Annotated in this window: 15 protein-coding genes; 5 read left to right on the top strand and 10 right to left on the bottom strand. The window is 63.0% G+C overall.

Translation table 11 applies throughout. The features are described 5' to 3' along the window. Positions 1-11: 11 nt before the first annotated feature. Both ACYG9Z_RS01785 and ACYG9Z_RS01780 read left to right on the top strand, forming a co-directional pair. Positions 12-587, top strand: coding sequence for a GNAT family N-acetyltransferase (locus ACYG9Z_RS01785; RefSeq protein WP_023729854.1), 576 nt, complete (start codon positions 12-14; stop codon positions 585-587). 99 nt (positions 588-686) lie between these two features. Then, positions 687-2,174: a hypothetical protein gene (locus ACYG9Z_RS01780; RefSeq protein ID WP_023710629.1), complete on the top strand. Its 1,488-nt coding sequence runs from the start codon at positions 687-689 to the stop codon at positions 2,172-2,174. A 24-nt stretch (positions 2,175-2,198) separates the two neighbouring features. Here the strand turns inward: ACYG9Z_RS01780 and ACYG9Z_RS01775 are convergent, their stop codons facing one another. Together ACYG9Z_RS01775 and ACYG9Z_RS01770 are read right to left on the bottom strand one after the other, a co-directional pair. Further along, positions 2,199-2,852 (bottom strand): hypothetical protein, encoded by a 654-nt coding sequence (locus ACYG9Z_RS01775; RefSeq protein WP_023710628.1) that lies wholly within the window; start codon positions 2,850-2,852, stop codon positions 2,199-2,201. After that, entirely contained in the window at positions 2,849-3,148 is a 300-nt protein-coding gene (locus ACYG9Z_RS01770; RefSeq protein WP_023729852.1) for a DUF3572 domain-containing protein, read from the bottom strand. The genes ACYG9Z_RS01775 and ACYG9Z_RS01770 overlap by 4 nt, the downstream gene beginning before the upstream one ends. Before the next feature lie 239 nt (positions 3,149-3,387). On the opposite strand from ACYG9Z_RS01770, the gene ACYG9Z_RS01765 reads away from it, so the two are divergent. Both ACYG9Z_RS01765 and ACYG9Z_RS01760 read left to right on the top strand, forming a co-directional pair. Continuing rightward, a complete protein-coding gene (locus ACYG9Z_RS01765) occupies positions 3,388-3,759 on the top strand; it encodes a response regulator (protein WP_023667574.1) in 372 nt (123 codons plus the stop codon). A gap of 24 nt (positions 3,760-3,783) precedes the next feature. After that, positions 3,784-5,157, top strand: a complete 1,374-nt coding sequence (locus ACYG9Z_RS01760; RefSeq protein WP_023710626.1) for a PleD family two-component system response regulator — start codon at positions 3,784-3,786, stop codon at positions 5,155-5,157. Between the two features lie 409 nt (positions 5,158-5,566). Here the strand turns inward: ACYG9Z_RS01760 and rpmG are convergent, their stop codons facing one another. The 8 genes from rpmG to ACYG9Z_RS01720 form a co-directional block, all read right to left on the bottom strand. Then, positions 5,567-5,734: a 50S ribosomal protein L33 gene (rpmG, locus tag ACYG9Z_RS01755; protein WP_006201775.1), complete on the bottom strand. Its 168-nt coding sequence runs from the start codon at positions 5,732-5,734 to the stop codon at positions 5,567-5,569. A 323-nt stretch (positions 5,735-6,057) separates the two neighbouring features. After that, positions 6,058-6,513, bottom strand: coding sequence for a YqfO family protein (locus ACYG9Z_RS01750; RefSeq protein ID WP_023751520.1), 456 nt, complete (start codon positions 6,511-6,513; stop codon positions 6,058-6,060). Positions 6,514-6,629: 116 nt separating this feature from the next. Continuing rightward, entirely contained in the window at positions 6,630-7,805 is a 1,176-nt protein-coding gene (locus ACYG9Z_RS01745) for an MFS transporter (RefSeq protein ID WP_023681570.1), read from the bottom strand. Positions 7,806-7,884: 79 nt separating this feature from the next. Further along, complete coding sequence (locus ACYG9Z_RS01740) at positions 7,885-8,625, bottom strand: NUDIX hydrolase (RefSeq protein WP_023710624.1); 741 nt, start codon at positions 8,623-8,625, stop codon at positions 7,885-7,887. 87 nt (positions 8,626-8,712) lie between these two features. Continuing rightward, positions 8,713-9,165, bottom strand: a complete 453-nt coding sequence (locus tag ACYG9Z_RS01735; protein WP_031194788.1) for a DUF983 domain-containing protein — start codon at positions 9,163-9,165, stop codon at positions 8,713-8,715. Next, positions 9,165-11,471, bottom strand: coding sequence for a ribonuclease R (rnr, locus tag ACYG9Z_RS01730; RefSeq protein WP_023744817.1), 2,307 nt, complete (start codon positions 11,469-11,471; stop codon positions 9,165-9,167). The genes ACYG9Z_RS01735 and rnr overlap by 1 nt, the downstream gene beginning before the upstream one ends. Before the next feature lie 4 nt (positions 11,472-11,475). Beyond that, complete coding sequence (gene topA / locus ACYG9Z_RS01725) at positions 11,476-14,139, bottom strand: type I DNA topoisomerase (RefSeq protein ID WP_023751519.1); 2,664 nt, start codon at positions 14,137-14,139, stop codon at positions 11,476-11,478. Between the two features lie 316 nt (positions 14,140-14,455). Beyond that, complete coding sequence (locus ACYG9Z_RS01720; RefSeq protein WP_023751518.1) at positions 14,456-14,833, bottom strand: COG4315 family predicted lipoprotein; 378 nt, start codon at positions 14,831-14,833, stop codon at positions 14,456-14,458. A gap of 218 nt (positions 14,834-15,051) precedes the next feature. Between ACYG9Z_RS01720 and ACYG9Z_RS01715 the strand changes: the two genes are divergently transcribed. Further along, positions 15,052-15,801 carry a cytochrome c biogenesis CcdA family protein gene (locus ACYG9Z_RS01715; protein WP_023751517.1) on the top strand — a complete coding sequence of 250 codons (750 nt, stop codon included), beginning with the start codon at positions 15,052-15,054 and terminating at the stop codon, positions 15,799-15,801. The last annotated feature ends 4 nt before the right edge of the window (positions 15,802-15,805 follow it).

Below are 15,805 nucleotides of genomic sequence, written 5' to 3'. Positions count from 1 at the left end.
GGAGATAACTCATGAGCACGACCATAGCGCCGCTGGCGCCCGACCTGTGGGCGGATTTCGAGGATCTTTTCGGCAAGCAGGGCGCCTGTTACGGGTGCTGGTGCACGCATTTCCGGATGGCGCCGGCGGTCCGGCGGGCCAGCGACAAACAGCGCAACAAGGATCATATCAAGGCGCGCATCGAGGCAGGGCCGCCGCCGGGGCTTTTGGCTTTCGAGGACGGCATAGCGGTCGGCTGGATGCAGATCGGCCCGCGCGCCGACGTGCCCGAATGGAACAATCGGGGCAGGGGCTCGGCGCCGGTCGATCCAACCGACGCCGTAGATCCCGGCGTCTGGGCCATCTCCTGCTTCTTCATCCGCGCCAGCGCGCGCGGCCGGGGCGTCAGCCACCGCCTAGTCGAGGGCGGCATCGCTTTTGCCCGCCAGAACAAGGCGCGGCTGGTCGAGGCGTGTCCGATCGACGTGTCGCGCGATTCGCGTTCGATCGGGCTATTCGTCGGCTCGTCGCGTGTGTTCGAAAAGGCCGGCTTCGAGCGGCTCCTCGAACGCAAGGCCGGCCGGCCGCTGATGCGGCTTGTGCTGTAGTCTAATTACCCGTCGGCGTTTGTTGATGTCCTGTGGAAACTGTAGGTTGGTTCATAGCAGACGAACGAAGCGTTCCTTTTTGGTCAAATGGAGAATTTTGTGAACCGTGTCTTGCCGCTTGCTTTCCTTCTCGCCCTCAGCGCTCCTGCCTTTGGCCAGGCTGTCGATGCCCAAGGTGCCAAGCAACTTTCCGATGAGCTCTCTCGCTATGTCGGCAAACAGGCGCTCAATGAAGGCATTTTGAAGATCTCAGCCGAGGAGGGTGCCTACAAGATCACCTTCGATGTGAAGGCGCTTGTGGCGAAGATGCCGAAGCAGGATCTGAAGCGGTTCGATTTCCCGCCCGTCACGCTGCGGGTCAAACCGCGCAGCGACGGAGGCTGGGATGTCGCCTCGGATTTCTCTACGACTGGGTCCATCGAGGTAAATGGCCCAAATGGCCTGAACACCGGGCAAATCGTTGTCAAGGATGGCAAGTTCACGGGCGTCTATGACCCGAAACTGGCGGCATTTACCAGTGGCACCAGTTCGATTGCGGGCATGACGATGACGTCGCGCCAAGTCAGTCAATTGACCAATTTGAGCGTGGGGCTGGGCTCTTCCAAATTTGACGCCAGCAAGTCGGCTAACGGCGGCGTCGATCTTAATTTCACACAGGCGATGGCGGACTTCGTCGAAACGGTCAAAATCGATGACCGGTCAATCGCAGCGCTCCGGGCACCGGAGCTCGCTGTGAACGTGACCGCTAAGGCCATTCAGACCAAGCCGCTTCTGGATCTTTTGGCGTTCGCCGTCGCCCATGAGGACGAGGCCCGGCTGAAGGCCGATCAAGCAGAGTTCAAAACGCTTCTGCTCGGTGCGCTGCCGCTATGGGAACGGATCGATGGGACCTACGCATTCAAAAACCTTGCCATTGAAACATATGCCGGCAATTTCGGCGCGGCGCAGCTGAACACCGTTGTCGGCATGGACGGCATCACCAAGGACGGCAAGATCAGCTACGCATTCAAGGTTTCCGGCCTGACAATACCGCAGCAGATGCTGCCCAGTTGGACCGTTGCGTTGCTGCCGACGGATCTCGACCTGAATTTCGGCGGCGCCAACATCGATCTCGACAGTATGGCTCGGAAAACCATAGAAACCCTCGATTTCAGTAAGGATCCACCGCTTCCGGCAGATTTCGGCGATGAGATTTCCGCCGATTTCTTGGCCAAGACACCAAAGTTCGTGCTTGGACACAGCACGGTCAAGAATGGTGACATTGAGGTCGCCATGGAAGGCGAAATGACCTTCCCCGACAAGAAGCCCGATGCCAACGTGACGATCGACGTGACCGGCTACGACAAGATCGTGGCAAGCCTGCAGGAGGCGGCGAAGACGGACCCGCAGGCCTCGCAGGCTTTTACCGGCGCGCTGGCCATCAAGGGATTCGCCAAGACGCTGCCGGGCGGTCGTATCGAATGGGTGATCAACGCCAGGCACGACGGGTCGGTGACGGTCAACGGCGCCATGCTGAAGGGGCCTGATCCGGTCGTGGAAGACAACACCGATCAGGATGCGAGCCCTGGGACAGCAACGAAGCCCTGAGCGCTGGACTCAGAGGCGACTAACTCAGAGCCCGAGCGCGCTTGCGATCTTCGGCGCGGCCTCGTGCCAGTCCTCGACGGAGATGACGTCGTCCGGCACCGGCGGCAGGAAGGCGCGCAGCGAATTGTCGGCCATCAGGTGGAAGAGATGGGCGTCGGCAACCGAGTTGCGTGCCGAGATGAGGTTGGCGGGCTGGTCGTCGACAAAGACCACCGGCCGGCCCTTGCTACCACGCAACTTGGCCACCGCCGGTCCCTTGGCCATCTCGGTGGTCAACAGCGGATAGGGCAGCCCGAGCGCATCGAGATGAGCGCGGCGCGCCGCGCGATGCCGATGCGGCATGGCGGTCAAAAGGACGATCTCGGCGCGGTCGCCGAGGCTGGCAAGCGCTTGTTCGGCACCGTCGGTGACGCTCTGCCAGTCGGCCTGCGTATCGAAGAAATCTCCGAGAAGTGCCGTCACCTCCGGCTGTTCGATCAGCCGGCCGCTCGCCGTTTCGGCAATGTTGCCGGTGAGACGGAACGAGGCCAGCGTCAGGCCGAAGCCGCGCGATTTCAGGAAATGCGGAAACGGCCGGATGAATTCGAGCACGACATCGTCGACATCGAGGATCAGCAGAGGCCGGTCGTCGGCTGCAAGTTCGGCGATCTGGCGTGCCGTCTCGGGATCGTCGCTCATATCGAATGCTCATGGTCCTCGCCGCCAAGAGGCAGCGCGCGCAACGCCTTGCCGACTGAGGCAGGCGGGGTGCCGGTTTCCTCGGCAAAGCGCAGCAAGGTCGGCTCGTGGGCGAGGATGAACTGCAGCACGCCGGCAAGGAATCCCGGTTCGGCCGCGGCGCGGCGGATGGCGGACGCCTCGATGCCGGTGATGGCCAGGAAGCGCGGCAGGAGTTCGGGGTCGGCGGCGACGAAGCCCAGTGCCTTCACGGCAATGGTTTCCGCTTCCTCGCGCATTGACGCTGCGTTTGCCATCACTACTTTCTCGTTGCGGAAATGAGTCTCTTTTCCGCAGTAATCGCAAGCGTCGCCTGCGGCAAGCCACAGCCCCGATCCAATGTGGTTTTCGAGGTGGAATCCGAATGGCTTTTGCCGCTTCGGGTTTCCATTTCGTCAATCATATTGCCTTAAGAGTGAGCGAGGGTTTGGTGTGCTTCGACAAGGGCGCATAGCGGCAGGGCTTCGGGCAGAAGCCTGGCCGGGACGGGAAATCGATGCCTAAGAAGGTCATGATCGTCGAGGACAACGAGCTCAATATGAAGCTCTTTCGCGACCTCATCGAAGCCAGCGGTTATGAAACGGTGCGCACGCGCAACGGGCTCGAGGCGCTCGATCTGGCGCGCCAGCACAGGCCCGACCTGATCCTGATGGACATCCAGCTGCCCGAAGTGTCGGGGCTGGAAGTGACGAAATGGCTGAAGGAGGACGACGACCTCCATTCCATTCCGGTCATCGCCGTCACCGCCTTCGCCATGAAGGGCGACGAGGAACGCATTCGCCAGGGCGGTTGCGAGGCCTACATCTCCAAGCCGATCTCGGTGCCGCGTTTCATCGAGACCATCAAATCCTATCTCGGTGATGCCTGATGCCTTCAGCCGGAGCCTTGTGACATGACCGCGCGGATCCTCGTCGTCGACGACATCCCTGCCAATGTCAAACTTCTCGAGGTTCGGCTGCTGGCCGAATATTTCGAGGTGTTGACGGCCTTCAACGGGCCGGACGCGATCGAGACCTGCGAAAACGGCAAGGTCGATGTCGTGCTGCTCGACGTGATGATGCCCGGCATGGACGGGTTCGAGGTCTGCAAGCGGCTGAAAAGCGATCCGGCGACCGCGCATATACCGGTGGTCATGGTGACCGCGCTGGGCCACGTTGCCGACCGGGTGCGCGGCCTCGAGGCAGGCGCCGACGACTTTCTCACCAAGCCGGTCAACGATCTGCAGCTGATGACGCGGGTGAAGAGCCTGGTCAGGCTGAAGTCGCTGACCGACGAGCTGCGGCTGCGCGCATCGACCACCCGCAACATCGGCATCGAGGCGCTGTTGAGCCGCAGCTTCGCGTCGGAGGACGCCACGCCGAAGGTGCTGTTGATCGACGAGCGCAAATCGTCGTTCGAGCGCATCCAGAAAATGCTGCGCGGCAGCGCCGAGCTCGACATTGCGACCGATCCGCATGCCGGCTTCTTCCAAGCCGCCGAGGCGCCCTATGAGTGCGTGCTGATCTCGACCGGTTTTGCCGATTTCGATCCGCTGCGGTTGTGTTCGCAATTTCGTTCGCTCGACCGCACCCGCTTCCTGCCGATCATCCTGATTGCCGATGGAGGCGAGGAGGGGCGCATCATTCGCGGGCTCGAGCTCGGCATCAACGACTATCTGATGCGGCCGATCGACCAGCAGGAGCTGACGGCGCGGCTGCGCACGCAGGTGCGCCGCAAGCGCTACAACGACCAGCTGCGCGCCAGCGTCACCCAGACCATCGAGATGGCGGTGACCGACGCATTGACCGGCCTGCACAACCGCCGCTACCTCGACAGCCATTTGCAGACGCTGTTCGACCGCGCCGTGGCGCGGCGGCGGCCTCTGTCGGTGATGATCACCGATCTGGACCGCTTCAAGACCGTCAATGACTCGCATGGCCATGATGGCGGCGACGATGTGCTGCGCGAGTTCGCAAGGCGGCTGCGCAAGAACGTCAGGGGTATCGACCTTGCCTGCCGCTTCGGCGGCGAGGAATTCGTCGTTGTGATGCCGGACACGGACGGCGCGGTGGCGGAGAAAGTTGCCGAGCGCATTCGCGCTGAAATCGCCCAGCTGCCGTTTGCCATCGGCCCTGAAGGCAAGGCGATCGAAGTCACGGTCAGCGTCGGCGTGTCATCGGTTCTGAAGGGCGCGGACACGGTCGCGGCGTTGATGAAACGTGCCGACGTGGCGCTCTACGAAGCCAAAAGTGGCGGCCGCAACCGGGTCGTCGCCAAGGCAGCGTAGGCTAGACCACCGATTATGCAGTCAATCGGACAGGGTTAGGAATTTACCTTAATCCAAGCGATTCGGCAGGCTTGGTTAAGAAACTATTGATTTTCAAACATTGTTGCGCAAATGTGCGGTGCAAGAACAAGGGCGATGCGGGCACGAGGGTAGACAGCCGCATCGCTTCGCCGAATACCCCATGATGCTCAGGTCCGCCGCATCTCCTGGGTCCGTGGGGTCGGCCGGCCGGCGCTGGCACATAGTGGCCTCCTCGTACCGCTGCCATACGCCGACCGGCCCCCTTTTTTGCCAAAAAATGAGATGAGCACTTCGCGCCAAACAGCGGAGGGTTCTGGCTTTTCGGGGCCTTGAATCAAAAACGCCGCCCGAAGGGGCGGCGCTTTTGACAGAGCGTATGAAAACCAGATTACTTGATCTTGGTTTCCTTGAACTCGACATGCTTCTTGGCGACCGGGTCGTATTTGCGGAACGACAGCTTGTCGGTCTTGGTACGGCTGTTCTTGCTGGTCACGTAGAAGAAACCGGTGTCGGCGGTCGACAGAAGCTTGATCTTGATGTTTGCGGCTTTGGCCATTGTATCAGTCCGTTATGTTCGTGGGGTTTTGGCCGCTGGAGCGGGGGAAAACACCCGGACGCGGGAAACTTGGCGCGACACATAAAGAACGTGCCCGGAAAGTCAAGCCCGGCGCGGCCGCCGTGTCGTAAGCACATGAGTTGTCCGGATTAGGTAGCACATGAGTTGTCCGGTTTTATCACCGGCTCGATGGAGGCTGAGGCTCAGGGCGTTCGAATCTCGAAAACCAAGCAATTGGCTTTTCGTCCGCTACGAGGCCGCTTCTCACCCCACAAGGAGAGAAGGTAAGGTCGCTGTTGCTCGCCCTCAGCGGGGCCGGATTTCTAGGCTTCTTCCTTAACTGGAAGCGCTTTTTTCCAGTCCCCGGTGGTGTTCCACCAGCGATTCGGATTGGCGCGGTCGTCCAGGCCCTTGGAGCGGCTGGCGAGGATCGGCTGGATGCGGATCACCGGCTCCTGGTAGGAATGCGCCTGGAAAATCGCCTCGACGACGCGGGCGGCGAGCACCTGGTCGTCGGGCAACTCGAACGAGACCTCGACGGTGCCGGGGCGGCGGCGCAGTTCGGTTTCGACGCCGGCGGTTGCACCTTCCAGCGGTCGGTAGCGTTCGATGCCGTGCGCCGTTTGATAGGCGTTGCGGTCGTATTTGCCCATTGCCAGCGGCGCGATCGCGACCACGGCGTCCATGATGCGGTCGACATCGGTTGCCGGGGCCTGGAAGCTGACAAGCAGCAGAAGCGTCATGCGCAGAGATGTGGTTTCAAAGCCGCTGTCGATCATCACCGTATCCTCAAACTCGGGTTTTTTGGGACACCCTTTTAGCTGAGGTCTCCTGACACGGTTCTGTCAGCAGCGGCGACATCCCGTCAGGATTGCGCAGGCTGGCGACGGACAGGCTACCAGATCTTGCGGACCAGCCTGGCGCTGACCAAGGCGATATAGGCGGCAAAGAACAGGCCGAGCGACCAGCCGAAGCCGGAGGGCCCGAAGGCATCCATGCCGATGCCGATCGCCTGCGGGCCAAGCACCATGCCGACGCCGTAGCAGAGCACGAAGGCGGCATTGGCCGAGGCCAGTTCATGGCCGGAGAGCTGCGAGCCCAGATGGGCAAGGCCGATCGTGTACATGGCGGCCACCACGCCGCCCCAGACAAACAGAAGCGCCGCCATAAGGTGCCAATTGCCGGCGAAGAACGGCATGAAGATGGTGCCGGCAAGTCCGACCGTGGCACAGGCCAAAAGCAGATAGCGGCGGTCTGAGACGCGGTCGCTGATCATGCCGATAGGGATCTGCAACAGCACGTTGCCGAGGCCGATCATGGTGAGCAGGAGGGCTGCATCCGCCTCGGAATAGCCGATGCGGTTGCCATAGACGGGGAACAGCGCAAAGCCGCCGGTCTCGACGGCGCCGAACACCAGCACGGCGGCGGTCGCTGTCGGCACCAGCCAGATGTAGCGCAGGAAGTTGCTGGTTTCGCCGTCAACCACGATTGTGGGACTTTCATTCCGTGCGGCCAGCACCGGGATTGCGGCCAGCGCGACCAGGACGATGATGACGCCAAACGGCAAGAAGCCGGTGCTGCCGATATGGGCGAAGATCCATGGCCCGGCGGCGAAGCCGAGCGACAGCACTGTGGCGTAGATGCCGAGCACCAGGCCGCGCCGGCGCGGCGGCGCCGAGGTGCTGATCCAGAATTCCGACAGGATGAACAGCACCGTCAGCGCGATGTGCAGCACGACGCGTAGTGGGAACCACATCCAGAAGTCCGGCGCGAAGTGGAAGCCGACAAAGGCGAGCGCGCCGGCGGCGATCATGGCGATCATCGTCCAGGCGACGCCGAAGCGCATCGCCAGCGGCGTGGCCAGCGGGGCGCCGGCGATCGAGGCAAGGCCGGCGACCGCGGTGTTGAGGCCGATCATCGATGCCGAGTGGCCGCGGCTCTCGAGAATAACGCTGAGCAGCGGCATGCCGAGGCCTATGGCGATGCCGACGACGCTGATCGACGAGATCGCGGCGATCATCGGTAGCCAATGTACGCGCTCGTCGCCCTCTTGCTGGGTATCGACCGTCATGTGATGCCTGAATACTCTGTCTGTTTGATATTGCGTAATTCCGGACGGAAAACCGCGTCACACTTTTCCTGGAATTGCTCTAAAGAATTTCGCGAACGAAGCGGTTGCGGATAAGCCGGTAGAACGGCACGGACCCACCGGGTCGCAGGCGCGGATCGCCGGCAAGCCGCGTCTCCAGCTCCTGCAAGATCGTTCGGGTGATGTCGGGGATATCGGCCTCTCTGGCCTTGGCAAGCGGCAGCCAGACCAGTTCTTCCAGCTCATTGGTCGGGCCGCCACCCGGCAGTTCCACGGCGACATCGCTGCGCCAGGCGCTGAAGAAGCGGGTGTCGAAACGACGCACGCGATTGGGCGGGGTGATGGCGCGGGCGATGAAGCGCAGCGGCGCCAGCGAAGGCTGGACGCCGTGCTCGACAAAGCCCTGCCAGTCGCGCTTGTCGGTTGCGAACGAGCCTTTGCGGCCGATGAGCAGGCCGGCTTCCTCATAAGTCTCGCGGATGGCCGAGAGCGCGATGGCACGGGCCCGCGACGGGCTGATGCGGCCGACGCCGGCGGTCAGCCTGGCTTCTTCCTCCGGGAGCAATGGGGTGGCAACGGCTATGCGGCTGTCGGCCGAATCGGTGCGGCCGCCGGGAAAGACGAACTTGCCGGGCATGAAGGCGTGGCCTGCATGGCGCCGGCCCATCAGCACCAGAATCTCGTCGCCCTCGCGGTCGAGCAGGATCAGGGTGGCGGCATCGCGCGGGCGTATGGGCAGGCCGCTGTGGGCGGCTGCGCCACGGTCCATCCTGCTGACTTCCGCCTTGGTCATACCTTCCATGCGCAGGACCTAGCGGAAACTTCTGGCAAACGAAAGTGGCCTTTCACGGTCGGCATGTTGCGCCAGGCGACATTGCCCTGACGCAAACTAGGTTCCGGGATGCGGCTCGGTGCCGTCTTTTTCGCCGCCGAAGCCGTGCATATAGAGCGCCCATTGCAGTCCGATGACGGCGCCCTTGACCGGTTGCAGCAGAGCGACCGACAGCACGATGGTCAACGGCACCCAAATGGCGATGTGCTGCCACATGGAGAGCGTCGAGGTCGCCTCAACGCCCATGAAGGCGCCGAGAACGATGTGGCCGACAATGACGATGACGAGATAAGCGGGCAGGTCGTCGGCGCGGTGGTGGTGGAACTCCTCACCGCACACGGCGCATTTGTCGACACTTTTGGTGAAGCCGGCGAACAACCTGCCTTCGCCGCAATGCGGGCAGCGGCCAAGGGCGCCGCGCTTCATCGCCGTCCACAGCGGGCGGGCGACTCGGCCCGAATGATGTTCGCCGCCGAAAACCTGCTTCTGGATTCCCATTTCGCTTGCCATTATCGTCTCCTGCCGCGCGACCCCGGGCGCGATTGCGACGCGCGGGCGCGGCCTTTTGCCTTGTGAAACGACCGTTTGGAGCCGGGCAGGGGCTTCGGGTCGGTCAGCATCTCGAAACGCATCGCGCCGGCCATAGGCGCCACCTCGATCAGGCGAACCTCGACGCGGTCGGCAAGCTGATAGCCCTTGCCGGTGCGTTCTCCGAACAGCGATCGCGCGGTTTCGTCATATATATAGTAATCGCCATCCAGACTTGACACCGGGATGAAGCCATCTGCGCCAAACTGCGGCAATTGGACAAATAGTCCCGATTTGGTGACGCCCGAAATGCGGGCGTCGAACCGGTCGTCGATGCGCTCGGCGAGGTAGGCAGCGATCAGCCGGTCGACGGTGTCGCGCTCGGCCGCCATGGCGCGGCGCTCGGTGCCGGAGATCAGCACCGCGACGTCTTCCAGCCGCGTCTCTTCGTCCTGCGTCAGCCCGCCAGGGCCGAGCCCAAGTGCGGCAATCAGCCCGCGATGCACGATCAGATCGGCATAGCGGCGGATCGGCGAGGTGAAATGCGCGTAGCGCTTCAGGTTGAGGCCGAAATGGCCGATGTTCTTGGGCGAATATTCGGCCTGACTCTGCGAGCGCAGCACCACTTCGTTGACCAGCCCCTCATTGTCGGCGCCACGCACGCGCTCGAGAATGCCGTTGAACTGGGCGGGCCGCATCTGCGCGCCACGCGCCAGCGACAGGCCGAGCGTCTGCAGGAACTCGCGCAGCGATTCCTGCTTGGCCAGCGACGGCGCATCGTGGACGCGGTAGACCAGCGCCTGCTTCTTCGCTTCCAGCGTTTCGGCGGCGGCGACATTGGCCTGGATCATGAATTCTTCGATCAGCTTGTGGGCGTCGAGCCGCTCCGGGACGACGACGCGGTCGACGGTGCCGTCCGGCTTGAGCAGGATCTTGCGCTCGGGCAGATCAAGCTCGAGTGGCTGGCGGCCATCGCGGCCGCGCTTGAGGATGGCGTAGGCGTCCCACAGCGGCTTCAGCACCGTATCGAGGATCGGGCCGGTCTTGTCGTCAGGAAGGCCGTCTATCGCGGCCTGGGCCTGCGGATAGGCGAGCTTTGCCGCCGATTTCATCATGACGCGGTGGAAGGTGTGACGCAGCTTGCGGCCATCGGCGGCAAAAATCATGCGCACGGCAAGCGCGGGACGGTCCTGGCCTTCGCGCAGCGAGCACAGGTCGTTGGAGATGCGCTCTGGCAGCATCGGCACGACGCGGTCGGGGAAATAGACAGAATTGCCGCGTTTCAGCGCCTCGCGATCGAGTGCGGTGCCATAGCGGACATAGGCTGCAACATCGGCGATCGCCACCGTGGCGATCACGCCGCCGGGGTTCTTCTCGTCGAGGTCGGGCGTGGCGAAGACGGCGTCGTCATGGTCCTTGGCGTCGGCCGGGTCGATGGTCACCAGCGGCAGGTCGCGCCAGTCCTCGCGGTGAGCAAGCGTCGCCGGTTTTACCGCCTCGGATTCGGCGATGACGTCGGCCGGGAAGATATGCGGAATGTCGTGCGCGTGGATGGCGATCATCGAGACCGCCTTTTCGCTGGTCAGCGAGCCCAGCACCGCCACCACTTTTGCGCGCGGCAAACCATACCGGGAGGCCCGCGCGGGCTCGACCTCGACAAGGTCGCCGTTCCTGGCGCCGTTCTGGAATTCCTTGTCGACGATCAGTTCGGGCTGGCGACGTTCCACCGGCTCGATGCGGAAGGTGCCGTCCTGAAGGATACGAAAGACGCCCAGCACGGCATCTGTCCGCTTCTCGAAAATCTTCATTACGCGGCCCGTATAGGCGGGCCCGGTCGCATCGTCGGTCGGGAAGGTCTTGGCCAGCACACGGTCGCCGATGCCCGGCTGCGGGCCATTGCCGCCGCGCGAGACGCGGATCGAGACGACGGGCGGTTCGCCGGTGCCTACGGGCTCGGCAGGATGCGCCAGCAGGATGCCGTCGCCATCGCGGCCAAAAATGTCGAGTACGGCGACATGCGACAAGGCGCCGACACGGGCCAGCCGTTTGCGCTCCTTGGTCAGGATGCCTTCGTCCTGCAGGTCGCGCAGAATGTCCTTCAGCCAGATGCGGTCGTCGCCGCGCAAGGCAAACGCCTTGGCGATGTCGCGTTTTCCCGCGCGGTCGGGGTTCTCGGCGATGTAGCGCAGGATTTCGTCACGCGAGGGCCTGTAGTCGTCCTTGACCTTGGCCCTCGTGTCGGCGGTGCGCGGATCGCCGTGGCTTCTACCGGTGATCCTGCGCGCCACGCTGCTATCCCTTTTTCTTCGCCGCCGGCTTCTTGGTCGCCGACTTCTTGGCTGTGGTTTTCTTGCCAGTGGTTGTTTTGGCAGTGGTTTTCTTGGCTGTGGGGGCCTTGGCGGCTGCCGCCTTGCGGAACGGCTTCTTGCCGCCGCCCTTGGCTTCCTTCTCGGCGATCAGCGCCAGCGCGTCCTCGACGGTCACCGACTGCGGATCCTTGCCCTTGGGCAGTGTCGCGTTGACCTTGCCGTAGTTGACATAGGGCCCATATTTGCCATCGCGCACGACGATCTTGCCCCCGCCATCGGGATGGTCGCCGAGTTCCTTCAGCGCCGCCGCAGTGCCGCCATTGCGGCCGCCCTTGCCCTTCAGCTGCTTCTCGGCGATCACGGTGACAGCGCGGTTGAGGCCGATCGAGAACACATCCTCTATGCTGTCGACATTGGCATAGATGCCATCATGCAAAACGAATGGACCATAGCGGCCAAGCCCGGCGGAGATCATCTTGCCGGATTCAGGGTGCTTGCCGATATCGCGCGGCAGCGACAGCAGCGCCAAGGCCTTTTCATGGTCGATCGAGTCGGGCGTCCAGCCCTTGGGCAGGCTGGAGCGCTTGGCTTCCTTGCCGTCGCCGCGCTGGATATAAGGACCGAAGCGGCCTGAGCGCAGCGTGATTTCCTCTGCCGTGTAGGGGTCCTTGCCGAGGACCTTGGTGCCGTCCTCGCCGCCGCCATTCTCGCCATTCGGGTTGGCGGCATCGCCGAGTTGGCGGGTAAAGGAACATTCCGGATAGTTGGAGCAGCCGACGAAGGCGCCGAACTTGCCGAGTTTCAGCGACAGATTGCCGGAGCCGCATTTTGGGCAGATGCGGGGATTCGAGCCATCCTCCCGCGCGGGGAACACCAGCGGCGCCAGTTCCTCGTTCAGCGCGTCGAGCACGTCAGTGACGCGCAGTTCCTTGATGTCGGCGACGGCGCCGGAAAAATCTTTCCAGAAGTCACGAAGCACGTCCTTCCAGGCGAGCTTGCCGTCGGAAATCTCGTCAAGCTTTTCCTCGAGTGAGGCCGTGAAGTCATATTCGACATAGCGCTCGAAGAAGCTTTCGAGGAAAGCCGACAGCAGCCGGCCCTTGGCCTGCGGCACCAGCCGGCGCTTGTCGATGGTGACGTAGTCACGGTCTTCCAACGTCTTCAGGATCGCGGTGTAGGTCGACGGACGGCCGATGCCGAGCTCTTCCAGCTTCTTGATCAGCGACGCCTCGGAGTAGCGCGGCGGCGGCTCGGTGGTGTGCTGGGTGGCATTGATCGCCTGACGGGCCAGCTGCTCGCCGGCACGGATCTCGGGCAGACGACGGTTTTCCTCGTCTTCGGCGTCGTCGTCCTTCTGGTCGGTGTAGGCGGCGATGAAGCCGTCGAAGCGAACGACGGAACCGACGGCGCGAAGCTCCGCGGTGCGAGCGCCATTGACCGCCTCGATTTCGACCGTGGTACGCTCGATCTCGGCCGACTGCATCTGGCTGGCGATGGCGCGCTTCCAGATCAATTCGTAAAGCCGCAGCTGGTCGGAATCGAGATATTGCCTGACCGAAGCCGGCGTGCGCATGAAATCGGTCGGGCGGACCGCCTCGTGCGCTTCCTGGGCATTCTTGGCCTTGGCTGTGTACTGGCGCGGCTTTTCCGGGAGGTATCGTGGGCCGAATTCCTTGGCGATGGTGTCGCGGGCGGCGTCGATCGCCTCCGGCGCCATCTGCACGCCGTCGGTTCGCATATAGGTGATCAGGCCGGTGGTCTCGCCGCCGATCTCCATGCCTTCATAGAGGCGCTGCGCCACCTGCATGGTGCGCGTCGCCGAAAAGCCGAGGCCCGACGATGCCGCCTGCTGCAGCGTCGAAGTGGTGAAGGGCGGGCCAGGATTGCGCCTTGTCGGTTTGGCTTCCACCGACAGAGCCTTGAAAGTCGCGCCTTCGAGCATGCCCTTGATATCGTCGGCCTGCGCCTTGCTGGCGATGTCGAGCTTCTGCAGCTTCTTGCGCTCGAAGGCGGTCAGCCGCGCCTCGAAGCTGTCGTTACGTGGCGTGCCGAGGAGGGCAGCGATCTGCCAGTATTCCTCGCGGATGAAGCGCTCGATCTCGGATTCGCGGTCGCAGACCAGGCGCAGCGCCACCGACTGGACGCGGCCGGCCGAACGGGCGCCCGGCAATTTGCGCCACAGCACCGGCGACAGCGTGAAGCCGACGAGATAATCGAGTGCGCGGCGAGCCAGATAGGCATCGACCAATGGTGCATCGATCTGGCGCGGATTGGCCATCGCTTCCAGCACCGACGACTTGGTGATGGCATTGAAGACGACGCGGCTGACCGGCTTGTCCTTCAACACGCGCTTCTGCTTGAGCACCTCCAGCACGTGCCAGGAAATGGCTTCGCCCTCGCGATCCGGATCCGTGGCGAGGATCAGGCCATCGGCATCCTTGACCGCGTTCGCGATGTCGGAGAGACGCTTTCCGGACGCGGTGTCGACCGCCCAGGACATGGCGAAATCCTCGTCGGGACGCACCGAACCATCCTTGGCCGGCAGATCGCGGACATGGCCGAACGAGGCCAGAACCTTGAAGTTCCTGCCGAGATACTTGTTGATTGTCTTTGCCTTGGCCGGCGATTCGACGACGACGACGTCCATGAGGTCTCATATCAGCTGTGGGGCGGCAGAAGAATTCCGCTGCGTGACGCATTCAATTGGTCGCTCACATGGCCGCGCTTTTGCGATCGGTCAAGGGCAAGCGGCCAAAATGCGGAGGCGTGTGCCGCAATACACTCTTAGAGTGTATGGAGAAGATCACAAAATTTCTGTCTGGGACGGTTCGTGTTTCGAGCCACCGGGAAAGGCGCCGCGACTAGTTCGTGCTGCGTGTAAATGCCGAACTGGTCGCCGGGTCGCTTGGAGCCGGCGGCCAGCCGAGTCCCGCCGATGGGGTGCGGGATAGAGGTTCGGACGATCAGTCGGCCTTGACGATGTGCCAGACTTCGCCGACGCCGTCGCCGGTGATGTCACCGGCCTTCTTGTCCTTGATGAAGGTGTAGACCGGCTTGCCGTCATAGGCCCACATCTTGGTGCCGTCGGTGCGGTCGACGATGGTCCATTCGTCGTCCGCCTTGGCGCCGTCCTCGGCCTTCAGCGGCGGCCAGTTGGTGGCGCATTTGTCGTAGCAGTTGGTCTTGCCCTTCTCGTCCTTGTCATAGGTATAGAGCGTCATGCCATTGGCATCGGTGTAGATCTTGGTGCCACCGACTTCGGCTTCCTTCCACGCTTCGGCGGCGAAGGATGCGGCGGTGCTGAGCAGAAGGGCGGCCAGGCCGACAGTGATGCTTTTCATGGAAATCTCCCTGGTGATCCGACGAAGCGCGCAGAAATCGCGGCTTCGCTGTGTGAACGCTCGGCGAGGGGCATTTCTTCCCCGACTTGGTCAACTTGGGATTGGTCGGTAACAATTCGTCCGGCCGGACCGTATGTGTAGCCAAATGCCACACGATGGTGATTGGCGAACACGGTTTTGCACCGCTATACCGGCGCCAAGGAATCTGGAGTTCTGGAATGCCATTGGACATCGGCTATGTCAGCGCGGTCGGAGCGGGGGCGATCTCGTTCCTGTCGCCTTGCGTGCTGCCGCTGGTGCCTCCCTATCTCTGCTACATGGCCGGCGTGTCGGTCGACGATTTTCGCGGTGACGATGCCGGCGTCACGGCCAAGGCCGGCGCCCGCGGCGCGCTCATCTATTCCTCGCTCGCCTTCGTACTCGGTTTCTCCACCGTGTTCGTGGCGCTTGGCGCCGGCGCCTCGACCATCGGCCACTGGCTGCGCGTCTGGCAGGAGCCGCTGGCGATGGCGGCCGGGGTGCTGATCATCCTGATGGGGCTGAATTTCCTCGGCATCCTGCGCATACCACTTCTGTCGCGCGAGGCGCGCTTTCAGTCGCAGGGCAAGCCTGCCAGCATGGTCGCCGCCTATGTCATGGGGCTGGCCTTCGCCTTTGGCTGGACGCCGTGCATCGGCCCGGTGCTGGGGCCGATCCTGACCTTGGCCGGCGGCCGCGAGACGGTGGGCGAGGGCGCTCTTCTGCTTGCCGCCTATTCGCTTGGCCTCGGCATTCCGTTCCTGCTTGCTGCCCTGTTCTCCGGCGCCTTCATGCGCTTCCTCGGCAAATTCCGCGTCCATCTCGGCCGCGTCGAAAAGGCGATCGGCGCGCTGCTGGTCGTCGCCGGCGTGTTCTTCCTCACCGGTGGCGTGCAGACGGTGTCCTACTGGCTGCTCGAGAATTTTCCGGTGCTGGGCCGGCTGGGGTAGCGAT

The organism is Mesorhizobium sp. RSR380A (assembly GCF_054719385.1).
This window is presented reverse-complemented; position numbering and strand designations above follow the sequence as displayed.

What these genes read in the sequence shown, in the direction of transcription:
- rpmG (WP_006201775.1), bottom strand. Translation starts at nt 5,734, where the DNA reads ATGGCCAAAGCCGCAAACATCAAGATCAAGCTTCTGTCGACCGCCGAC.
- ACYG9Z_RS01715 (WP_023751517.1), top strand. Translation starts at nt 15,052, where the DNA reads ATGCCATTGGACATCGGCTATGTCAGCGCGGTCGGAGCGGGGGCGATC.
- ACYG9Z_RS01735 (WP_031194788.1), bottom strand. Translation starts at nt 9,165, where the DNA reads ATGGCAAGCGAAATGGGAATCCAGAAGCAGGTTTTCGGCGGCGAACAT.
- ACYG9Z_RS01720 (WP_023751518.1), bottom strand. Translation starts at nt 14,833, where the DNA reads ATGAAAAGCATCACTGTCGGCCTGGCCGCCCTTCTGCTCAGCACCGCC.
- ACYG9Z_RS01775 (WP_023710628.1), bottom strand. Translation starts at nt 2,852, where the DNA reads ATGAGCGACGATCCCGAGACGGCACGCCAGATCGCCGAACTTGCAGCC.
- ACYG9Z_RS01740 (WP_023710624.1), bottom strand. Translation starts at nt 8,625, where the DNA reads ATGGAAGGTATGACCAAGGCGGAAGTCAGCAGGATGGACCGTGGCGCA.
- ACYG9Z_RS01770 (WP_023729852.1), bottom strand. Translation starts at nt 3,148, where the DNA reads ATGGCAAACGCAGCGTCAATGCGCGAGGAAGCGGAAACCATTGCCGTG.
- ACYG9Z_RS01745 (WP_023681570.1), bottom strand. Translation starts at nt 7,805, where the DNA reads ATGACGGTCGATACCCAGCAAGAGGGCGACGAGCGCGTACATTGGCTA.
- ACYG9Z_RS01760 (WP_023710626.1), top strand. Translation starts at nt 3,784, where the DNA reads ATGACCGCGCGGATCCTCGTCGTCGACGACATCCCTGCCAATGTCAAA.
- ACYG9Z_RS01765 (WP_023667574.1), top strand. Translation starts at nt 3,388, where the DNA reads ATGCCTAAGAAGGTCATGATCGTCGAGGACAACGAGCTCAATATGAAG.
- ACYG9Z_RS01750 (WP_023751520.1), bottom strand. Translation starts at nt 6,513, where the DNA reads ATGATCGACAGCGGCTTTGAAACCACATCTCTGCGCATGACGCTTCTG.
- ACYG9Z_RS01785 (WP_023729854.1), top strand. Translation starts at nt 12, where the DNA reads ATGAGCACGACCATAGCGCCGCTGGCGCCCGACCTGTGGGCGGATTTC.
- topA (WP_023751519.1), bottom strand. Translation starts at nt 14,139, where the DNA reads ATGGACGTCGTCGTCGTCGAATCGCCGGCCAAGGCAAAGACAATCAAC.